Origin of the sequence: Serratia sp. X3, from assembly GCF_014982455.1 — a bacterium.
Lineage (GTDB): Bacteria > Pseudomonadota > Gammaproteobacteria > Enterobacterales > Enterobacteriaceae > Serratia > Serratia ureilytica.
In genome coordinates this window covers 1,442,985-1,461,188 of the sequence record NZ_JADCNB010000001.1, presented here as the reverse complement: position 1 = coordinate 1,461,188, position 18,204 = coordinate 1,442,985, and the positions used below count along the sequence as shown (strand labels likewise).

Sequence of the window (18,204 nt, the reverse complement as noted above, 5' to 3'; positions counted from 1 at the left end):
TTTAACAGCGCCGGTATGACGTTTTCGCGTTATGCACCCATTTTCATTTCGCCGCGGGCTGATGCACACGGCATGGCGAGGTCAGTTGTTCCGATGAAAAACATTCTTTCTATCCAGTCGCACGTGGTGTTTGGTCACGCCGGCAACAGTGCGGCGGAGTTTCCGATGCGCCGCATGGGCGTCAACGTCTGGCCGCTGAACACGGTGCAGTTCTCCAACCATACGCAATACGGCCAGTGGACCGGCTGCGTCATGCCGGCCAGCCACCTGAGCGAGATCGCGCAGGGCATCGCCAATATCGATCAGCTGAAGCGCTGTGATGCGGTGCTGAGCGGTTATATCGGTTCGCCGGAGCAGGGCGACCATATTCTGGCGATCGTGCGTCAGGTTAAGCAGGCGAATCCGAACGCCTGGTATTTCTGCGATCCGGTGATGGGACATCCGGAAAAGGGCTGCATCGTGGCGCCGGGGGTGGCCGAGTTTCACTGCCGTCAGGCGTTGCCGTGCAGCGACATGGTGGCGCCGAACCTGCTGGAGCTGGAAATGCTGAGCCAGATGGCCGTCGCCAACGTGGACGACGCGGTGCAGGCCGCTCGAGCGCTGATCGCCAAGGGGCCGCGGTTGGTGCTGGTCAAGCATCTGGCCCGTGCCGGCTATCACACCGACTGTTTCGAAATGCTGCTGGTGACGGCGGACGAAGCCTGGCACATCAGCCGGCCACTGGTGGACTTCGGGGCGCGTCAGCCGGTCGGCGTCGGCGATTTGACCAGTGGTCTGCTGCTGGTGGATCTGCTGAAGGGCGAGGCGCTGGATAAAGCGTTGGAGCACGTGACCGCCGCCGTGTATGAGGTGATGCTGACCACGCAGGAGATGGGCGAGTACGAACTGCAGGTGGTGGCGGCGCAGGATCGGATCGTGCAGCCGCGCAGCGAGTTCAAAGCGGTCAAACTGTAAGCGGCATCGGGCCCCGGCGAGAGCCGCCGAGGCTGAACCTTACTTCAGTCCTTCGGCGTTCAGCGCCGCATCCACCGCCGGGCGCGCCGCAACGCGATCGAACCAGGCCGCCAGATGGGCGTGCTGGCGCACATCGAACTGCAGGGCGAATGCCCAGCGCAGCACGGTGAACAGGTAGGCGTCGGCCACGCTGAAACGGCTTCCCAACAGGAAATGCTGCTTCGCCAGCACCGAATCCAGATAGCTGAACTGCTGCTCCAGCCTGGCGCGCGCGATGGTTTTATATTCCTCGGGCGTCTTCGGGTTGAACAGCGGGCTGAACCCTTTGTGCAGCTCGGTGGCGATGTAGTTCAGCCATTCGATCGCGTGGTAGCGCGACAGGGTGCCCGCCGCCGGGATCAGGTTGCGGTCCGGCACGCGGTCCGCCAGGTATTGCACGATCGCCACGCCTTCGGTCAGCAGGCTGCCGTCATCCAGCAGCAGCGCCGGCACCTGTCCCTTGGGGTTGATGGCGAGATAATCGGCGCCGCTCTCGGTTTTCTTCTGCGCCAGATCGACCTTCTCCGCCGTAAAATCCAGCCCTGCCTCACGCAGCACGATATGCGGGGACAGCGAACAGGCGCCGGCTTTATAGAACAGTTTCATCGGAAGCTCCTTGTTGATGACGAATGACGGGCATGCTTAACCTCTCATCGTAGTCCCACAGCGCCAAAATTACAGCGGCTTAGCTAACAAATTTAACCGACGATCGCCTCGGCGGGCTGCAGCTGCGCCAGCGTCGCGGCGATCTGCTGCTGCAGCGCCTGTGGCGCCACCTGCATCGGCGAGCGCAGTTCGTTGGCGATCAGCCCCTGTTGGGCCAGCACGGTCTTGACCGGCGCCGGATTCGGGAAGCTGAACATCTGGTGGATCATCGGCAACAGCTCATAGAAGTTGCTGCGCGCCGCGGCCAGATCGCCGGCGGCGACCTGCTGCACCAGCTGGACGAAACGTTCAGGGTGAACATGCGCGGCGGCTGAGATGGCGCCGGTGCCGCCGAGGCACAGCGTGGTGAGGATCAGATTGTCTTCCCCGGTCATCACATCGATTTCGCCGTCGGCGATCAGCGCCATGGTGGCGTCAGGGTTGCCGCCGCAATCCTTGATGGCGGTGATGCGCGGGTGACGTGCGAGCCGGCGCAGCGTGGCCAGCTCCATGGCGATGCCGGTGCGCTGCGGAATGTTGTACAGGATCACCGGCACGGTGGAGGCGTCGGCCAACTGGGTGAAATAGTCTATCAGGCCGCATTGCGAAGGGCGGATGTAGTAAGGCGCCGGGATCAGCACGCCGGCGATGTCGCGCAGTTGAATGGCCTGTTGCATCTGCAGCGTGGCGGCCATGTTATTGCCGGAAAGTCCCATCACCACCTGATGGGCGGGCGCCACCTCCAGCACGGCGTCGAGCACCGCCAGCTGTTCTTCCTTGCTTAGCGCGGCGGCTTCACCGGTAGAGCCGCAGACCACCAGACCGTCGATGCCGGCGTCGAGCAGGTGCCGCGCCAGGCGTTTAACCGCCGGCAGATCGACGGCATCTTGATTGAAAGGGGTAACCATCGCCACCCAAATACCCGAAAATGAGGCCATAAAATATTCCTTCTGTGTGACCGACAGAGAAGCCAGATGAGAAAATTGAAGGCGGGGCGTTGCAGGCCATCCAGTCAGCTCATCTGACGGGACAGCTCGCCCCGGTCAAATGAGCGTCTGTTTCTTCGATGTAACCGCCGCCAAACCGCCAACGGGCAACGCCGGGAGAATCGGTGTATTAACGTTGCGCGGATAGGCCATGGCAGTCTCGTGAAAAGAGGATGTGGGGGTGATAATGAATATTCTTCATCAGGCTGTCAATTTACAACAGATTGATAACATTGTTATTCATGATGGGTGAGGGCAGATGAATTTGGCTAATAAACGACAATCCCCGCGGCGGCGGGGATTGTTTGGCTGGCTCAGCGCGGCGGGCGGGTACCGATGGTGGCGGACCAACTGAAGGTGTCGCCGCTTGGCCGGTAGCGGTTGGCCTTGCGTTCCGCGCGCTCTGCCTTGGCGAGCTTCGCTCTGGCGGCCATGATGCGCGCCACCACTGCATCTTTGACCTTGTGCTGTTCGGCGTTGGTCAGCGGCCGGCCGTGGCTTTTACGCGCTTTGTCCAGCTCGGTTTTGACTTCCCGTTGCTCGCTTTCCGTCATCTCTTTCAACGTCAACTTTTTCATCTTTGCCGCCCGTTCGGTGAAGTTGGCTTTCAGTTTAACGGCGTTATGTGACCGAAAATGTTATGGGCATAACGAAAATGCCCCGTAAGCCCAGGTTACACCTCTTCCAGCAGATCGTCGACAAAGCGTCGCATGCGTTCGGTGCGCTGCTCGGCCATCTGTCGCCCGGCGGCGGTCTGGAAGCCGTCTTGCAGCTTGAAGAGCTTGGTTTCGAAGTGATCCAGGCTGAAACGCTTGTCGTCGTATTGACGATGTTCGGCCCGCGGGTCCGCAGCGTCATACAGCGCGCTGCGCATGCGGCCGCCGATATAGAAGCAGCGGGCTACGCCAATCAGGCCAATGGCGTCGAGACGATCGGCGTCCTGCAGGATCTTCGCTTCCAGCGTTTGCGGGGGGATGCCGGCGGAAAAACTGTGTGCTTCGATAGCGTGGGCCACCGCCGCGATGTCCGCCGGCGACCATTCGAGCCGGGTCAGCGTCAGCGTGGCTTGCTGCGCCGCCATGCGCGAAGCCAGGTGACGCTGCGGCGAATTCTTTTCCACCGCCACGGCGTCATGCAGCAGCACCGCCGCGCAGAGAATGCGCCGGTCGCCGCCTTCCAGCTTGCTGATGCGGCGGCAGTTCTTCCAGACTCGGTGCAGGTGCGCCACATCGTGCGAGCCATCGTCCGAGTCGAGGGTGAGCGGCAGCAGCGTTTGCGCCAGCGTCTGGTAGGGGGAAAACGGCTGTAACAGCTCTTGCGTCAGCGAGGGTAAAGACACGTTCAGCTCCTGTTGGGGGAAATCGGGCAATCAGCATAGCCGCGTCGTAGGTCGAGAGAGTGACAGAAGACGACTATTGTTTACTAAAGTGCAACCTACTATTGTCATAACTGCGGTTTTTGCAGCGAAACAAGCAACCTAGAATAGCCGCATTCCGCCGTCTCCGCCTGGTGAGAGCCTGTGTCCGCGGAGATGGTCGGAATATCCTTATCAGCCATGGGAGAAGAGACATGCCAACCCCTCTTGAGATAGTGCGCGCGACTTACGAAGGCAGTTCCGAAGAAAACGGCCGTAATCTGTTGGCGGCGCTGGCCCCCGATGCCGAGTGGACCGAAGCCGCCGGCTTCCCTTACGCCGGTACTTATATCGGCCCGGAGAATATCATCAAGAACGTGCATCAGCGTTTGGGCAGCGAATGGCAAGGTTACCGCGCCGATGTCGATCACTTTTACGACGCCGGCGACAACGTGATTGCCCAAGGTTTTTATCACGGCACTTACCGGGCCACCGGCAAATCCTTCAGCGCCTCCTTTGCGCATATTTATACGGTGCGCGCCGGCAAGATCGTGAAGTTCGTGCAGATTGTCGACAGCGCTAAAGTGCTGGAAGCGATGCAGCCTTAATCGCCGCTGCGCTTGCCGAATTTGCGGTCAAACTCGCGCCGGTAACCCCGAGCCTTGTTGCGATCGCGGATCCACAAATAGCCGCACACCAGCGCAACCGCTCCCGAGAAGGTGACGTTGCGCATATCCCGGTCATACCAAAACACCAACAGCGCATCCAGCGCAGCAATCAGCGCGATCCATTTGTACATATGGGATTGGCGCCGCGTGGCTGCGTTGAGTCGTTTTAACTGTCTGGCTTCGTCCAACACCGGTTTTTGCTGCATAGCGTTTCGTTATCATCAGGCTGTTCACGCTAAATTAGCAGAATCCTGCCAACTGCCGCAAAGATTAACGCACGCCGTCAGGCGGTTTTCAGCGTTCCCCGGAGTACGCTGAAAATTTATGCGCGGACGCTTGTATTGCTTATCGGGCGTGATAGGTTATTTATTCGCTATTTTCGTGTTTTTATTCAATTGGCGCTGTGTCATCAAGCCGTAGCACTGGGCGGTTAACGTGATGGGTTCGACGTATGCGGCGGTTAACTTCGGCAGGAGAACATGATGAACGATAAGACGGCACGCCCGCAGGATGTGGTTCAACAACAGCTTGACGCCTATAACGCCCGCGATATCGAGGCCTTTATGGCCTGCTGGGCGGATGACGCGCAGTATTACGAACACCCCGACACGCTGCTGGCCAGCGGCAAGGCGGCGATCCGCGAACGGCATCTGGCGCGCTTTCGCGAGCCGAGCCTGTACGGCGAACGGATAAAGCGCATGGCGGTGGGGAATATGGTGGTCGATCAGGAGGTGGTGACGCGCAACTTCCCGCAGGGGCGCGGCAAAATGGATGTCATCGCCATTTACGAAGTGGAACAGGGGCAGATCGCCAAAGCCTGGTTCAAGATCGGCCCCTGCGTGCCGGACGAAGGCGCGCTCTAGCCGCACATTATTGCAACGCCATCACCGCCTCAATTTCCACGCACACCGCAGGTGAGAACAACGCGCTGACCGCCATCAATGAACAGGCCGGCAGCGCGCCGTCGAAATAGTCAAACAGCACCGGGCGCACGCTCGCCAGATCGGCGATGTCGGTCAGAAACACGCTGATTTTAATCAATGCCTTGAGATTGACGCCTTCGCTGGCGGCGATGGTCGCCAATTGCTCGAGGATCTCCTGCGTTTGCTGCGGCGCGCTCAAGCCCTGCGCGTCGGTGGCGAAGGCCGTCAAGCCCGATACGTACAGGCGATCGCCGTGGCGCACGGCGTGCACATAAGGGCCACCCGGCGTAGGCAATTGCGGATAATTAATGCGTTTTAATGATGTCATGGTCAAACCCCGCGCAAGACCGGTTAATAAAATCGACAAACTTGGTTAGGATACTGGAGAAAACGCGGCAAAGCGCCGCACACCGATGATATCTGAGAGAATCATCCCCCCTTTATGTTATACGCCGTCTCTCACGCGAATGTGACAGTGCGGCGCAGATCGGCCACAAGGACGCATGAGACGATGAACCCGCTTTTTACTCCCTACCTGCAGCGCTGGCAATTGGAGCAGGACGGCAAAGCCTTCGAAACCCACAGCAGTCTATTGATGCCGGTGCGTTACCGGGGCGCGGCGGCCATGCTGAAGATCGCCCGCGAGCAGGAGGAGCGCTTCGGCGGGCAGCTGATGTGCTGGTGGCGTGGAGAAGGCGCCGCGCAGGTGCTGGCGTGGCACGACGACGGCATTTTGCTGGAGCGCGCGCAGGGCGAAGGGTCGTTGGCGCAGCTGGTGCGTGACGGCGACGATGAACAAGCCACGCAGATCCTGTGCCGGGCGATCGCCGCCTTGCATGCGCCGCGGGCGGCGCCGTTGCCTGAGCTTATCCCGTTGCAGGAGTGGTTCAGCTCGCTGTGGCCGGCGGCCCAGGCGCACGGCGGCATGCTGCGTCTCAGCGCCACGGCGGCGGCGGAGCTGTTGAGCAGCCCGCGAGAAGAAAGCGTGTTGCATGGGGATATCCACCATGACAATGTGCTGGACTTTGGCGCACGCGGTTGGCTGGCGATCGATCCCAAGCGTTTGTACGGTGAACGAGGCTTCGATTACGCCAACATCTTCTGCAATCCCAACTACGGCGTCGCCACCGATCCGGCCATTTTCCATCGCCGCGTGGAACAGGTGTGCCGGTTGGCCGGGCTGGATCGCCGGCGTCTGCTGCAATGGATCCTGGCCTGGTCGGGGCTTTCCGCCGCCTGGTTCATGGAAGACGGCCAGGCGGCGGACATCGATTTTCGCGTCGCGGAACTGGCGGCGCGCGCGCTGGATCTCACGTTGCCGGACGGCGATTCAGGGTTCATCCTGCCAGTAATCGAGCGAGGCTGAAGGGCGCTGCAGGTAACGCACCTGCTCGCCGTCATTGCCGCGCGCCATCGCCTGGTATTTGCCTGAGTCCGGATACATCACCACTTCCGGCTGTTCGCGCGTGCTGACGGACAGATACTTCAGCGGTGCATCGGAGGTGTTGATGATCTGGTGCGGGTATTCCGGGCCAGGCGGAATGAAAATGACATCTCCGCTGACGATCGGCAGCATTTCTCCGGCCACCCGCAGCGTACCGCTGCCTTCCAGAATGATGAACATTTCCTCCTGAGCGTAGTGAAAATGGTAGGGGCAGGAACGCATGCCCGGCGCCACACAATCGAAGGAGGCGCCCAGCTTGTCCGCGGCAGTGCCGGTGCCGAGACGCGCGCCGACGCTGTCATACAGCGGCGGCCGCCGGTCATGCTTCATCTCTACCTGTTCGACATTGCGTATCAAGCGCTGGGCCAACAGCGCGGCTTTCTCGGTCATAAGCTTCCTTGGTGACGGCGTCACTTATTATGTGAATTGACATTCAGACGACAGAGAAAGTGAAGGCGCCACGGCGCCGCTTGTCAATGTAGACCGCCCGTTACGTCACGGTGGTTCGCCGCGGCAGCGACAGCAGCAGATGTGCGATGGCGCCGCCGACAATGCCCCAGAATGCCGAACCGATGCCGAGCAACGTGACGCCGGAGGCGGTGATGAGGAAGGCGATCAGCGCCGCGTCGCGCTGTTTTTCATCGTGCAGCGCGCGTTGCAGGCTGCCGCCGATGGTGCCGAGCAGCGCCAGCCCGGCGATGGTGTGGATCAAGGCGACCGGCAACGCGCTGAACAGCAGGCCGATGGCGCCGCCGAACAACCCGGCCAATAAATAGAAGCCGCCGGCGGCCACCGCGCCCATATAGCGCCGCTGTGGATCGGGATGCACGTCCGGCCCCATGCAAATCGCGGCGGTAATGGCGGCGATGCACACCGAGAAACCGCCGAATGGCGCCAGCAGCAGCGCGGTCAGCGCCGTCCAGGCGATCAGCGGTGAGGTGGGGACACGGTAGCCCGCCGCCTGCAGCGTAGCGATCCCGGGGGCGTTCTGTGAAGCCATGGTGACCACGAAGAAGGGCACGCCGATGCCGAGCAGCGTCGGCCAGCTGAAATGCGGCGCGATAAACTCCGGCACGGCCACCGCCGGCGCCTGTTGCGCCAGATGGATATCGCCCTGTAGCGCGGCGATCGCCAGCCCAATCGCCAGCGTCAATACGATGGCATAGCGCGGCAGGTAACGGCGGCTGAGCAGATAGGCCAGCCCCATACCGGCGCTGAGGAGGAAATTGAGCTGCAGCGAAGCGAAGGCGTCCAGCCCGAAACGCAGCAGGATCCCCGCCAACATCGCGGCAGAAATCGCCTGCGGAATATAATCCATCAGGCGGGCGAACAGTCCGGTGATGCCGCAGAGCAGGATCAGGCCCGACGCGAAGATGAACACCCCGATAGCCTCATTGATCGGCGTGCCGGGCAGGCTGGTGACCAGCAGCGCCGCGCCTGGCGTCGACCACGCGGTGAGGATCGGGGTGCGATAGTACAGCGAAAGCCCCAGCGAGGTGACGCCCATCGCGATCCCAAGCGTGCTCAGCCAGCCGCCGATCTGCGCCGGTGTGGCGCCTGCGGCGGCGGCGGCCTGGAAAATGATGGCGGCAGAGCTGGTGTAGCCGACCAGAACGGCGACAAAGCCGGCCATGACGGCAGGCAGAGTCAGGTGACGCAGGGTGACGGCAGGGCGCATGAGCAGCTCCAATCGATAATTGTGCGTTATAACGCACGGTAAGAAATCAGCATAGCACCGTGCGCTATAGCGCACAAGCGAGTATAATCGAGCGCGATACGCAGAGGAGAACAGGATGCAGGAACTTGCCGGCCATTTGGCGCACACCCTTCGCACGTTGCGCGCGCAGCGCGGCTGGAGCCTGACGCAGGCGGCAGAATGCACCGGCGTCAGCAAAGCGATGCTTGGGCAGATCGAACGCGGCGAATCCAGCCCGACGGTGGCGACGCTGTGGAAGATCGCCACCGGTTTCAACGTGGCGTTCTCCGCCTTTCTTGAGGCGTCGCCCGCGCAGCAGCAGGCGACGCTGCACCGCTACGGCGAGCTGCCGGTGTACGATCAGAACAACGCCGATATGCGCGTGGTGCCGCTGTTTCCCTACGATCGCCAGCTGGGTTTCGACATGTTCGTCATCGATCTCGCGCCGGGCGCGCTCAGCGAATCGTCGCCCCATGAGCCGGGCGTGATCGAGCATGTGATCGTGATCAGCGGCCGATTAGAATTGGCGATAGACGGCGAGTGGCACAGCCTGGCGGCCGGCGAAGCGATGCGCTTTCAGGCCGATCGGCCACACGCCTACCGCAACGCCGGTTCACACACGGTGCGCATTCACGATCTGATCCACTATCCTCAATCCTGACTCAACGCGGCGGCCGCGGGCTTTGACTCCGCGCCGCCAAACGCCTACCTTGTTGAAAATGACTCTTATTTCACAGGCTGTCGCCCATGACGAGGCGGCGTTGCAGCCGACTCAAAAGGAGCTTGATTTTGCCGGTCACCAATCGACGTCAGTTTATTAAACTCAGTGCGCAAACCGCAGGAGCCGTATTCGCGATGACTTCATTACCCAACAGTATCCGCCTGGCGATGGCGGCGGAGGGCGGCGCGGCCGCCGGCGATGAATTCCTGTGGCTGGAAGAGCTGCAGGGTAAAAAAGCGCTGCACTGGGTGCAGCAGGAAAATCAACGCACTACCGCGCGCTTCGCCCAGGGCGAAGACTTTCAGCGCATTGAGCGCGAGGTCCTGGATATCCTCAATAAAGACACTCAGATCCCGTGGGTGAGCAAACGCGGCGAGTTCTATTACAACTTCTGGCAGGATAAAGCCAACCCGCGTGGCCTGCTGCGGCGCACTACGCTGGACGAGTATCGCAAGGCCAAACCGGCCTGGGAGACGGTGCTGGATATCGATGCGTTGGGCAAAGCCGAGGGCAAGGATTGGGTCTATCAGGGTTCGCAACCGCTGGCGCCGGAATATCGCTACTGCCTGATGCAACTGTCGCCGGACGGCGGTGACGCCACCGAAATCCGCGAATTCGATCTGGTGGCCAAACGCTTCGTCAAAGACGGCTTCAACGTGCCGGTGGCGAAAAGCCGGGTCTCCTGGGTCGATCGGGACACGCTGTTCATCGCCACCGACTTCGGCCCCGGCTCGATGACCCAGTCCGGCTACGCGCGCATCGCCAAACGCTGGCGGCGCGGCACGCCGCTGAGCGCGGCCGAAACGCTGTACGAAGCGCAGCCCGAGGACATGGCGGTCTTCGCCTATCACGATCGCACGCCGGGCTTTGAACGCGATTTCGTCGGCCGCAGCCTGGACTTCTATCGCCGTGACTATTTCTTGCTGGCTCAGGACGGCCGGCAGAAAAAAATCGACATCCCGGCCGACGCCGAGTTGGATACGCATCGGGAATGGCTGCTGATCAAACCGAGCAGCGATTGGGACGTGGGCGGCAAGCGCTATCCGTCCGGCTCGCTGCTGGCGGCCAACTTCGATGACTATCTGGCGGGCAAGCGCGAGCTGCAGCCGCTGTTTACCCCGACGGCGGAGCAGGCGCTGAGCGGCTACAGCGGCACCCGCGATCATCTGATCCTCAGCATCATGGATAATGTGGTCAACCGGCTGGAGGTGCTGACGCCGCAGGGCGGCAGCTGGCAACGTCGCCCGCTGGGCAACCCCGGCGCCATCAGCACCATTTCCGCCGGCGGCATCGACGACGAGAGCAACGCCTATTTCCTGACCGTCAGCGGGTTCCTGCAACCGACCTCGCTATATATGGGCAACCTCGACGGCGGGGAAGCGACGCTGCTGAAACAGGCGCCGCAGGACTTTGACGCCGCCGGCTATCAGGTCAGCCAGCATTACGCGCGCTCCAAGGACGGCACCCGCGTGCCGTATTTCCAGATCGCCGCCAAAGATCTCAAGCTGGACGGCAGCACGCCGACGCTGCTGTACGGCTACGGCGGGTTTGAAGTGCCGCTGTTGCCGGGCTATCTCGGCGGCAAGGCGCCGGCCTGGCTGGAGCGCGGCGGGGTGTATGTGGTGGCCAACATCCGCGGCGGCGGCGAGTATGGTCCGGCGTGGCATCAGGCGGCGCTCAAGCAGCATCGTCATCGCGCCTATGAGGATTTCGCCGCCGTGGCCGAAGACCTGTTCGCGCGCAAGGTGACTTCGGCGCCGCATCTCGGCGCGCGCGGCGGCAGCAACGGCGGCCTGCTGGTAGGCAATATGCTGACGCTGTATCCGCAGCTGTTCGGCTGCATCGTCTGCGAAGTGCCGCTGTTGGACATGCAGCGCTATACCCAACTCTCCGCCGGCGCGTCGTGGATCGCGGAATACGGCGATCCGAGCAAGCCGGAGCAGTGGGCCTATATCAAAACCTTCTCGCCGTACCACAATATTCAGGCGAAAACGGCCTATCCGCCGGTGCTGTTCTATACCGCCACCAGCGACGATCGGGTCAACCCGGCCCACGCGCGCAAAATGGCGGCGCGCATGCAGGCGATGGGGTATCAGCAGGCTTACTTCTACGAAAATACCGAGGGTGGGCACAGCGCCGCCGCCGACAAGCAACAGGCGGCGTTCCACAGCGCGCTGGTGAGCGAATTCATGTGGGCCAACCTGAGCGGCAAGCGCAAGCCAGCGTAAACACGTTTCTTGCGGGCATAAAAAAACGCCGGGGGTTAACCCCGGCGTTTCTACTTACGCTCAATCCGTAGGCACTCAGTGGGCCGCCGTGGCTTCCTGCGCTTTCTGATTCAGGTCTTCGCTGGTGTCCAGCGTCATGCGGTACAGTTTCGGCGCGGTCAGCATCATCAGGATGGCGATGACGGCGGTGGCGATGCCGATTTGCATAAACACATGGCTGTAGATGGCCAGCGAAGCGTGCGCGTCGTTGATGTCGCTCGGGACGGCGGTCAGACCGGCGACTTTACCGGCGATCAGCGCCGCGGCGGCGGTGGTCAGGAACCAGGAGCCCATGATGAAGCCCATCAGACGCTGCGGCACCAGCTGCGCCACCATCGCCAGGCCCAGACCGGAAATCATCAGCTCGCCGATGCTCTGCAGCGCGTAGCTCAGGATCAGCCAGTTGACCGACACGATGCCCTGTTCGTTGGCGAAGCTGGCGCCCCATGGCAGCACCAGGAAGGCGCAGGAGCACAGGATCATGCCGAAAGCGAACTTGTGCGGCATCGGCAGGCGATCGCCCATCTTGTTATACAACGCGGCCAGAATCGGGCTGGCGAGCATGATCCAGAACGGGTTCAGCGCCTGGTACTGCTCCGGCTCGAAGGCGACGCCGAAGATGCTGTGCTCCACGTTGTGGATGGCGAAGAAGTTCAGCGACGTCGGCATCTGGCTGTACAGCACGAAGAACACCACCGCTTCCAGCATCAGCAGGAAGGCGACGATCATTTTACGGCGTGCGGCGCCATGCAGGGCGAAGGCTTCCTTAGCGAACACGATCACGATCCCGGCGGAGATGAAGGCCAGCGCCCAGCGCGCGATCACCTGGTTGTGCAGCAGCCAGCTGGACACGGCGACCAACGCCACGATGCCGACCAGCACCATCAGCAGTTTCGGCAGATGCAGCGGCTTGAAGTCAGGCCTGGAGCCGTTTTTCTTCACCCACTTGTGGCACATCATAAAGTTGACCAGGGTGATCAGCATGCCGACCACGCTCAGGGAGAACGCCACGCTCCAGCCGTACTTCGCCGCCAGCCACGGGGTAGCCAGCATGGAGAAGAAGGAACCGATGTTCACCGACATGTAGTACATGGTGAAGGCGCCGTCGATACGCGGGTCGTCTTTCTCATAGCAGGTGGAGAGCAGGGAGGACGGGTTAGCCTTGAACAGGCCGCTGCCCACGGCAATGGTCGCCATGCCCAGGTAGACCCAGAAGATGTTGTGGCCGGAGTAGGCCACCATGGCGTAACCGGCGGCCAGCACCAGCGCGCCGAGCACGATCACGCGTTTGGCGCCCAGCACCTTGTCGCCCAGCCAGCCGCCAATGGCGACGAAGCCGTATACCAGGGCGCTGAAAGAAGAGAACAGGGTGATGGAGTCGGCTTCGCTCAGACCGAGCATCTTGACCAGATAAACCGCCATGATGCCTTGCAGGCCGTAATAGCCGAAGCGCTCCCACAGTTCGATCGAGAAGATCAGATAGAATGCTTTCGGTTGTTTGAACGCGTTAAGGCTCACGCTCTCCTGGTGTTGGTTGTTTGCTGTTGACACGGGTACCTCTGTTTTTTCGCAGCCCGTCTTTAGGGGACGGGAAAGTACAAAAGTTGATGCGGAACGGCATCCTTTTGCGTTGTTATAGGATGGGGACGGCGGTTAATGTTCACTATCTTTGTCAACGTGGCAAGCAGTTTGTCATATTCGGTTACATTTAACGCCGGCAGGATTATGCCGCGATGTTGCAAATGTTATGCAGTATTAACTTTCGGCTTTTAATGGTTTATCGATTTTTTGTTTTGACTAAAAGCTATACGAATTTTAAACAGTGATATATTCTGCTGAATTGCTATTTTTTAGCGCATCAGTGTACGTGAGGTTATTAATCCGTTGGAATGTTGTGTATATGGCGCGATTTGTAAAATTATAGAAATTCAGGAAAACGGAACTGGCATTTGTGAACGCCTTGTGATCCTGAAAGCGTGACGTTCACCGCAATTTTCGACTAATTTTTTGCTTGAAAATAACGCTGCGATGGGTTTCTTACTGAAAACCGCGATAACGCCGGGGTTACTGCTGCGCGATATCACATTTTCGATAAAAAAGCGGCGTTGGCGAGGGAAGAGGAGGCGGCGGGTGCGGTTTGCCGCACCCAACGGACTCAGGATTCCGGATAAACCTTTTCTTTATATTCGCACAGGTCTTCGATGATGCAGGAGCCGCAGCGCGGTTTGCGCGCGATGCAGGTGTAGCGTCCGTGCAGGATCAGCCAGTGATGGCAATCAACCTTGAATTCGGCGGGCACCACCTTCAACAGCTTCTCCTCCACCTGATCGACGTTCTTGCCCGGCGCAAAGTGGGTGCGGTTGCACACCCGGAAGATATGGGTGTCCACGGCGATGGTCGCCCAGCCGAAGGCGGTGTTGAGCACCACGTTGGCGGTTTTGCGGCCAACGCCCGGCAGCGCCTCCAGCGCGGCGCGATCTTCCGGCACTTCGCCGCCGTGCAGCTCCAGCAGCATGCGGCAGGTCTTGATCACGTTTTCGGCCTTGCTGTTGAACAGACCGATGGTCTTGATGTACTCCTTGACGCCATCAACCCCCAGCGCCAGCATGGCGGCGGGGGTGTTGGCGACCGGATAGAGTTTGGCGGTCGCCTTGTTGACGCTCACGTCGGTGGCCTGCGCAGACAGCAATACCGCGATCAGCAGCTCAAACGGCGTGGTGTACACCAGTTCGGTGGTCGGGTGCGGATTGTTGTCGCGCAGCCGGGTCAGAATTTCCAGTCTCTTCTGCTTGTTCATCAGGCCTTCTCAGCACGTCCTTGTTCAAGCAGCGTTTCCGCCGCCACGGCGCGGGCTTTGCGCGCCTTCATTCTTTCGTCTATCAGATACTTGACCGCCAACAGCAGGCCCAGGCCGATAAAGGCGCCTGGCGGCAGCATGGCCAGCAGGAACGGGCTGTCGAAGTGCACCACTTCGATGCGCAGCGATTTGGCCCAGCCGCCCAGCAGTTGATCGGCGCCGTCAAACAGCGTGCCATTGCCCAGCAGTTCGCGCATTGAACCCAGCGTCACCATGACGCCGGTGGCGCCGAGGCCGATGGCCATGCCGTCCAGCGCCGAGAGGCCGACCGGTTTCTTGGCGGCCACCGCTTCGGCGCGGCCCACGACGATGCAGTTGGTCACGATCAACGGAATAAAAATGCCGAGCGACTGATACAGACCGAAGGCATAGGCGTTGATCAGCATCTGCACGATGCTCACCACCGCGGCGATGATCATGACGTAGATCGGAATACGCACTTCGCTTGGCACCCAGCGGCGCACCGCGGAGATGGAGGCGTTGGTGAGCGTCAGCACCAGCGTGGTGGCCAGCCCCAGGCCCAGCGCGTTGGTGACGGTGGAGGTCACCGCCAGCAGCGGGCACATGCCCAGCAGCTGCACCAGGGCGGAGTTGTTCTTCCACAACCCCTGGACGATCAATTCTTTGGCTTCACTCATTCGCTGGCTCCACACGCAGGTAAGCTTTCAAGTTTAGGCGGCAGCGTTTCCATATACAACGCCGTGCGGCGCACCGCATTGACCACCGCACGCGGGGTGATGGTGGCGCCGGTGAATTGGTCGAACATGCCGCCGTCTTTCTTCACCGCCCAGCGTTTGTCGTCCGGGCCGTCGATTTTCTTGCCGCTGAAGAAGGAAATCCAGTCGGAAATGCGCAGTTCGATCTTGTCGCCCAGCCCCGGGGTTTCATGGTGTTCAATCACTCGGGTGCCGAGTACCGTGCCGTTGAAATCGGCGCCGACCAGCAGCTTGATGGCGCCGGAGTAACCGTCCGGCGCGGTGGCTTCCAGCGCGGCGGCGGTCGGTTGCCCGTTTTTGCGCGCCAGGTATAAACGGTGTGGCGCGCCGTCGCCCAGCGCCGGATCGCTAACCAGGAAACATTCGTTCTGCATGACGTTGTCGTAATTTTCCGGCGGCACCACCTGATCGAGCAGGGCTTTTTGCTGCAGCGCCGCCTGATGCGCGATGGTGGTTTTCGTCAGGGCGTAGACCACGGCGGTGAGGCCGGTGGTGACCGCCGCAAACACCGCCAGCGTGGTGCCGTGCTTTCTCATGGAATTCAGCATGGCGGCTCCTTAGCGATGGCCGTACACGCGCGGCTGCGTGTAGTGGTCGATTAACGGGACGGTGATGTTGGCGAGCAGCACGGCGAAGGCCACGCCGTCAGGGTAGCCGCCATAAACGCGGATCAGCCAGACCAGCACGCCGATCAGCGCGCCGTAGATTAAACGGCCCTTCGGCGTGGTGGAGGCGCTGACCGGGTCGGTGGCGATAAAGAACGCGCCCAGCATGCTGGCGCCGGAGAACAGGTGGATCAGCGGCGAAGCCTGATGCGCCGGATCGAGCCACCAGGCCAGACCGGAGCAGAAGGCGATGGCGGCCAACATGCTGAAGGGGATCTGCCAGTGGATCAGGCGGCGCGCCAGCATAAACAGGCCGCCGGCCAGAAAGCCGAGGTTGACCCACTGCCAGCCGATGCCCGCCAGCGCGCCGCCGAACAGCGGCTGCTGCAACACCTGTTCAACGCTGTGGCCGCTGCGCAAACCGGTTTTGAAGCCGTCGAGCGGCGTCGCCTGGCTGATGCCGTCAACGCCCATCTGCAATTCGTGCAGCGTCGCGCCCTGAGCGGTATGGCCGCTGAAAATGGCCAGCAGCGTGTCGTGGAACGATAGCGCGGTGGCGCGCAGCTCATCCGGCGGCAACCAGCTGGTCATCTGCACCGGGAAGGAGATCAGCAGCACCACGTAACCGACCATCGCCGGGTTGAACGGGTTCTGCCCAAGGCCGCCGTACAGCTGTTTGGCGATGACGATGGCGAAGAAGGTGCCGATGACGATCATCCACCACGGGGCCAGCGGCGGCAGGCTGATGCCGAGCAGCAGCGCGGTCAGCAGTGCGGAGTTGTCCGCCAGCCGGCTGCGCACCGGCAGCTTGCGCAGCCTGAGGATCGCGCCTTCTGCGGCCAGCGCGACGATCGCCGCCAGCGCCACCTGAATCAGCACCCCGTAACCGAAGAACCAAATCTGTGCTGCGATGCCGGGAATGCAGGCCAACATTACCCACAGCATAATGCGGCTGGTGCTTTGCTGGTTGTGGGTGAACGGCGAGCTGGCGATGTGTAAGCCTTTGGCGGCTGTGGGTGATACCGGCCTGAACTTCATAGAGTAACGATACCTTCTGCGCCGCGCCTGCGGCAGTTTCGATGCGCCGAATTGCGGGCGCGGCAAAAATAATAGCCGAGCATTCTACCTGATTCGATGCGAGGGTAATACGCCTTAATGATAGGGGTATTCGGCTTTTCGCACCCGTTGAGATCGGCGTGGCGCGATTTGATTTTTTTTTGGCCGGAAAATGGGCTAACGTGAGGAATTGTCTGTGGAACTTGTGCCGCTATCGCCCCTGAGAAATGGGGTAACCGTATGAATGAAAAATCATTTTTGTCCAGATTTCCGCACAAAATAACAACTTTCACATAATACGTGTAGGTTACTATCGCGAACATTATTGAGTCAGTGAATCCATAATAATGACAAATGAAGACATTTTTTTTATTGAAGAGCTAATTGAGTGGGTGGAGATACATCTGGAGAAACGGCCAAACCTGGATGAAGTCGCGCGTATTTCGGGCTACTCCAAGTGGCATCTGCAGCGTAAATTCAAGCGTATTACCGGCATTCAACTCGCCACCTATATCCGTTCGCGCATCCTGACGCGCGCCGCGGTGGCGCTGCGCATCACCCGTCGCTCCATCATCGACATCTCCGATGAGCTGGGCTTCGACTCGCAGCAGACCTTTACTCGCATGTTCAAGCAGCGCTTCGGCACCACGCCCAATCGCTACCGCTCAATGGAGCACTGGGACGTGAAAAACCTGATGCCGCGCTTTAACTTCGAAGCCAGCTACGGCGCGGGATATTATCCGGAAGTGAAGCGGCTGACGCTGCCCGAGATGCAGCTGGTCGGCTTCTCGCGCCGGCTGGATTTCGCCTCCGAACAAGAGCTGGAGTACGCGTCCTGCATGGCGATGAAGGACGAGATTTTTAATGACTTCTTCAAGGGGTTGCACGTCGACTGCCGGCGAATTTACAGCATCTATTGCCCGCAGGCCGGGGAAGGCGACGAGCTGTCGTCCACGCTGGTGATGGCGGTCGATCCTGAACATAAAAAGGACATTCTTTCCAATCATCAGATAGACACCATCCATCTGCCGAGCCGCGAGTTTATCTCCATCAACCATAAGGGCACGGCGAAGGAGTGTCTGCAGTTTTTCGGTTATCTGGTGTCGCATGTGATGCCGGGGCTGAAGGATAAGGTGCGCGGCAGTATGGAAATGGAGATCATTCAAACCAAAGAGTGGAACCCGGAGTCCAAACTGCGTCAGATTGAGGTGGACTACACCTATCTGATCTCTATCGATTAAACGGCGCCCGGCGTAGGCCAGGCGCCGCCGTC

General features: G+C 60.6%; 20 protein-coding genes. 7 read left to right on the top strand and 13 right to left on the bottom strand.

Translation table 11 applies throughout. The annotated features are described in order from the left end of the window. The first annotated feature begins 93 nt into the window (after positions 1-93). Complete coding sequence (gene pdxY, locus IMX17_RS06780; protein ID WP_046898476.1) at positions 94-954, top strand: pyridoxal kinase PdxY; 861 nt, start codon at positions 94-96, stop codon at positions 952-954. Positions 955-993: 39 nt separating this feature from the next. Here pdxY and gstA read toward each other — a convergent pair whose 3' ends face one another. From gstA to IMX17_RS06760, 4 genes are all read right to left on the bottom strand, one after another. Further along, a complete protein-coding gene (gstA, locus tag IMX17_RS06775; protein ID WP_046898475.1) occupies positions 994-1,599 on the bottom strand; it encodes a glutathione transferase GstA in 606 nt (201 codons plus the stop codon). A gap of 92 nt (positions 1,600-1,691) precedes the next feature. Then, positions 1,692-2,576 carry a 4-hydroxy-tetrahydrodipicolinate synthase gene (gene dapA, locus IMX17_RS06770; protein ID WP_042784387.1) on the bottom strand — a complete coding sequence of 295 codons (885 nt, stop codon included), beginning with the start codon at positions 2,574-2,576 and terminating at the stop codon, positions 1,692-1,694. 362 nt (positions 2,577-2,938) lie between these two features. Further along, positions 2,939-3,202, bottom strand: a complete 264-nt coding sequence (locus IMX17_RS06765; RefSeq protein WP_182264554.1) for a DUF3811 domain-containing protein — start codon at positions 3,200-3,202, stop codon at positions 2,939-2,941. Between the two features lie 95 nt (positions 3,203-3,297). After that, entirely contained in the window at positions 3,298-3,993 is a 696-nt protein-coding gene (locus tag IMX17_RS06760) for an HD domain-containing protein (protein WP_209333048.1), read from the bottom strand. 200 nt (positions 3,994-4,193) lie between these two features. Here IMX17_RS06760 and IMX17_RS06755 point away from each other — a divergent pair, with 200 nt between their 5' ends. Continuing rightward, a complete protein-coding gene (locus tag IMX17_RS06755) occupies positions 4,194-4,586 on the top strand; it encodes a nuclear transport factor 2 family protein (protein ID WP_072627681.1) in 393 nt (130 codons plus the stop codon). Here IMX17_RS06755 and IMX17_RS06750 read toward each other — a convergent pair. Beyond that, on the bottom strand, positions 4,583-4,852 hold the full coding sequence (locus IMX17_RS06750; protein WP_004938382.1) for a hypothetical protein: 270 nt from the start codon (positions 4,850-4,852) through the stop codon (positions 4,583-4,585). The genes IMX17_RS06755 and IMX17_RS06750 overlap by 4 nt on opposite strands. Before the next feature lie 276 nt (positions 4,853-5,128). On the opposite strand from IMX17_RS06750, the gene IMX17_RS06745 reads away from it, so the two are divergent. Next, a complete protein-coding gene (locus IMX17_RS06745; protein ID WP_046898472.1) occupies positions 5,129-5,509 on the top strand; it encodes a nuclear transport factor 2 family protein in 381 nt (126 codons plus the stop codon). Between the two features lie 7 nt (positions 5,510-5,516). On the opposite strand, the gene IMX17_RS06740 is transcribed toward IMX17_RS06745, so the two are convergent. After that, positions 5,517-5,897 (bottom strand): RidA family protein, encoded by a 381-nt coding sequence (locus IMX17_RS06740; RefSeq protein WP_033644265.1) that lies wholly within the window; start codon positions 5,895-5,897, stop codon positions 5,517-5,519. Positions 5,898-6,080: 183 nt separating this feature from the next. Between IMX17_RS06740 and IMX17_RS06735 the strand changes: the two genes are divergently transcribed. Beyond that, positions 6,081-6,935, top strand: a complete 855-nt coding sequence (locus tag IMX17_RS06735) for an aminoglycoside phosphotransferase family protein (RefSeq protein WP_046898471.1) — start codon at positions 6,081-6,083, stop codon at positions 6,933-6,935. Here the strand turns inward: IMX17_RS06735 and IMX17_RS06730 are convergent. Together IMX17_RS06730 and IMX17_RS06725 are read right to left on the bottom strand one after the other, a co-directional pair. Then, a complete protein-coding gene (locus tag IMX17_RS06730; RefSeq protein ID WP_033652588.1) occupies positions 6,900-7,403 on the bottom strand; it encodes a cupin domain-containing protein in 504 nt (167 codons plus the stop codon). The genes IMX17_RS06735 and IMX17_RS06730 overlap by 36 nt on opposite strands. Positions 7,404-7,503: 100 nt before the next feature. Beyond that, positions 7,504-8,691: a benzoate/H(+) symporter BenE family transporter gene (locus IMX17_RS06725; protein WP_046898470.1), complete on the bottom strand. Its 1,188-nt coding sequence runs from the start codon at positions 8,689-8,691 to the stop codon at positions 7,504-7,506. 115 nt (positions 8,692-8,806) lie between these two features. On the opposite strand from IMX17_RS06725, the gene IMX17_RS06720 reads away from it, so the two are divergent. Next, positions 8,807-9,370 (top strand): helix-turn-helix domain-containing protein, encoded by a 564-nt coding sequence (locus IMX17_RS06720; protein WP_046898469.1) that lies wholly within the window; start codon positions 8,807-8,809, stop codon positions 9,368-9,370. Between the two features lie 194 nt (positions 9,371-9,564). Then, the gene (locus IMX17_RS06715; RefSeq protein ID WP_046898468.1) at positions 9,565-11,658 is read left to right on the top strand and encodes a prolyl oligopeptidase family protein; all 2,094 of its coding nucleotides are present in this window, start codon (positions 9,565-9,567) and stop codon (positions 11,656-11,658) included. A 75-nt stretch (positions 11,659-11,733) separates the two neighbouring features. Here IMX17_RS06715 and dtpA read toward each other — a convergent pair whose 3' ends face one another. From dtpA to rsxD, 5 genes are all read right to left on the bottom strand, one after another. Next, positions 11,734-13,248: a dipeptide/tripeptide permease DtpA gene (gene dtpA, locus IMX17_RS06710; RefSeq protein WP_046898467.1), complete on the bottom strand. Its 1,515-nt coding sequence runs from the start codon at positions 13,246-13,248 to the stop codon at positions 11,734-11,736. Positions 13,249-13,852: 604 nt separating this feature from the next. Continuing rightward, the gene (nth, locus tag IMX17_RS06705; RefSeq protein WP_019455952.1) at positions 13,853-14,494 is read right to left on the bottom strand and encodes an endonuclease III; all 642 of its coding nucleotides are present in this window, start codon (positions 14,492-14,494) and stop codon (positions 13,853-13,855) included. Beyond that, positions 14,494-15,192: an electron transport complex subunit E gene (locus IMX17_RS06700; RefSeq protein ID WP_046898466.1), complete on the bottom strand. Its 699-nt coding sequence runs from the start codon at positions 15,190-15,192 to the stop codon at positions 14,494-14,496. Before IMX17_RS06700 ends, nth begins: the two co-directional genes overlap by 1 nt. Next, on the bottom strand, positions 15,189-15,818 hold the full coding sequence (rsxG, locus tag IMX17_RS06695; RefSeq protein WP_046898465.1) for an electron transport complex subunit RsxG: 630 nt from the start codon (positions 15,816-15,818) through the stop codon (positions 15,189-15,191). Before rsxG ends, IMX17_RS06700 begins: the two co-directional genes overlap by 4 nt. Before the next feature lie 9 nt (positions 15,819-15,827). Then, positions 15,828-16,913: an electron transport complex subunit RsxD gene (gene rsxD / locus IMX17_RS06690; RefSeq protein WP_033652582.1), complete on the bottom strand. Its 1,086-nt coding sequence runs from the start codon at positions 16,911-16,913 to the stop codon at positions 15,828-15,830. A 365-nt stretch (positions 16,914-17,278) separates the two neighbouring features. Between rsxD and IMX17_RS06685 the strand changes: the two genes are divergently transcribed. After that, positions 17,279-18,172 carry a helix-turn-helix domain-containing protein gene (locus IMX17_RS06685; RefSeq protein WP_033642950.1) on the top strand — a complete coding sequence of 298 codons (894 nt, stop codon included), beginning with the start codon at positions 17,279-17,281 and terminating at the stop codon, positions 18,170-18,172. Positions 18,173-18,204 lie beyond the last annotated feature (32 nt).

What these genes read in the sequence shown, in the direction of transcription:
- IMX17_RS06735 (WP_046898471.1), top strand. Translation starts at nt 6,081, where the DNA reads ATGAACCCGCTTTTTACTCCCTACCTGCAGCGCTGGCAATTGGAGCAG.
- IMX17_RS06715 (WP_046898468.1), top strand. Translation starts at nt 9,565, where the DNA reads ATGACTTCATTACCCAACAGTATCCGCCTGGCGATGGCGGCGGAGGGC.
- IMX17_RS06765 (WP_182264554.1), bottom strand. Translation starts at nt 3,202, where the DNA reads ATGAAAAAGTTGACGTTGAAAGAGATGACGGAAAGCGAGCAACGGGAA.
- IMX17_RS06730 (WP_033652588.1), bottom strand. Translation starts at nt 7,403, where the DNA reads ATGACCGAGAAAGCCGCGCTGTTGGCCCAGCGCTTGATACGCAATGTC.
- IMX17_RS06725 (WP_046898470.1), bottom strand. Translation starts at nt 8,691, where the DNA reads ATGCGCCCTGCCGTCACCCTGCGTCACCTGACTCTGCCTGCCGTCATG.
- IMX17_RS06755 (WP_072627681.1), top strand. Translation starts at nt 4,194, where the DNA reads ATGCCAACCCCTCTTGAGATAGTGCGCGCGACTTACGAAGGCAGTTCC.
- IMX17_RS06700 (WP_046898466.1), bottom strand. Translation starts at nt 15,192, where the DNA reads ATGAGTGAAGCCAAAGAATTGATCGTCCAGGGGTTGTGGAAGAACAAC.
- rsxD (WP_033652582.1), bottom strand. Translation starts at nt 16,913, where the DNA reads ATGAAGTTCAGGCCGGTATCACCCACAGCCGCCAAAGGCTTACACATC.
- gstA (WP_046898475.1), bottom strand. Translation starts at nt 1,599, where the DNA reads ATGAAACTGTTCTATAAAGCCGGCGCCTGTTCGCTGTCCCCGCATATC.
- dapA (WP_042784387.1), bottom strand. Translation starts at nt 2,576, where the DNA reads ATGGCCTCATTTTCGGGTATTTGGGTGGCGATGGTTACCCCTTTCAAT.
- rsxG (WP_046898465.1), bottom strand. Translation starts at nt 15,818, where the DNA reads ATGCTGAATTCCATGAGAAAGCACGGCACCACGCTGGCGGTGTTTGCG.
- IMX17_RS06740 (WP_033644265.1), bottom strand. Translation starts at nt 5,897, where the DNA reads ATGACATCATTAAAACGCATTAATTATCCGCAATTGCCTACGCCGGGT.
- pdxY (WP_046898476.1), top strand. Translation starts at nt 94, where the DNA reads ATGAAAAACATTCTTTCTATCCAGTCGCACGTGGTGTTTGGTCACGCC.
- IMX17_RS06750 (WP_004938382.1), bottom strand. Translation starts at nt 4,852, where the DNA reads ATGCAGCAAAAACCGGTGTTGGACGAAGCCAGACAGTTAAAACGACTC.
- IMX17_RS06685 (WP_033642950.1), top strand. Translation starts at nt 17,279, where the DNA reads ATGACAAATGAAGACATTTTTTTTATTGAAGAGCTAATTGAGTGGGTG.
- IMX17_RS06720 (WP_046898469.1), top strand. Translation starts at nt 8,807, where the DNA reads ATGCAGGAACTTGCCGGCCATTTGGCGCACACCCTTCGCACGTTGCGC.
- nth (WP_019455952.1), bottom strand. Translation starts at nt 14,494, where the DNA reads ATGAACAAGCAGAAGAGACTGGAAATTCTGACCCGGCTGCGCGACAAC.
- IMX17_RS06745 (WP_046898472.1), top strand. Translation starts at nt 5,129, where the DNA reads ATGAACGATAAGACGGCACGCCCGCAGGATGTGGTTCAACAACAGCTT.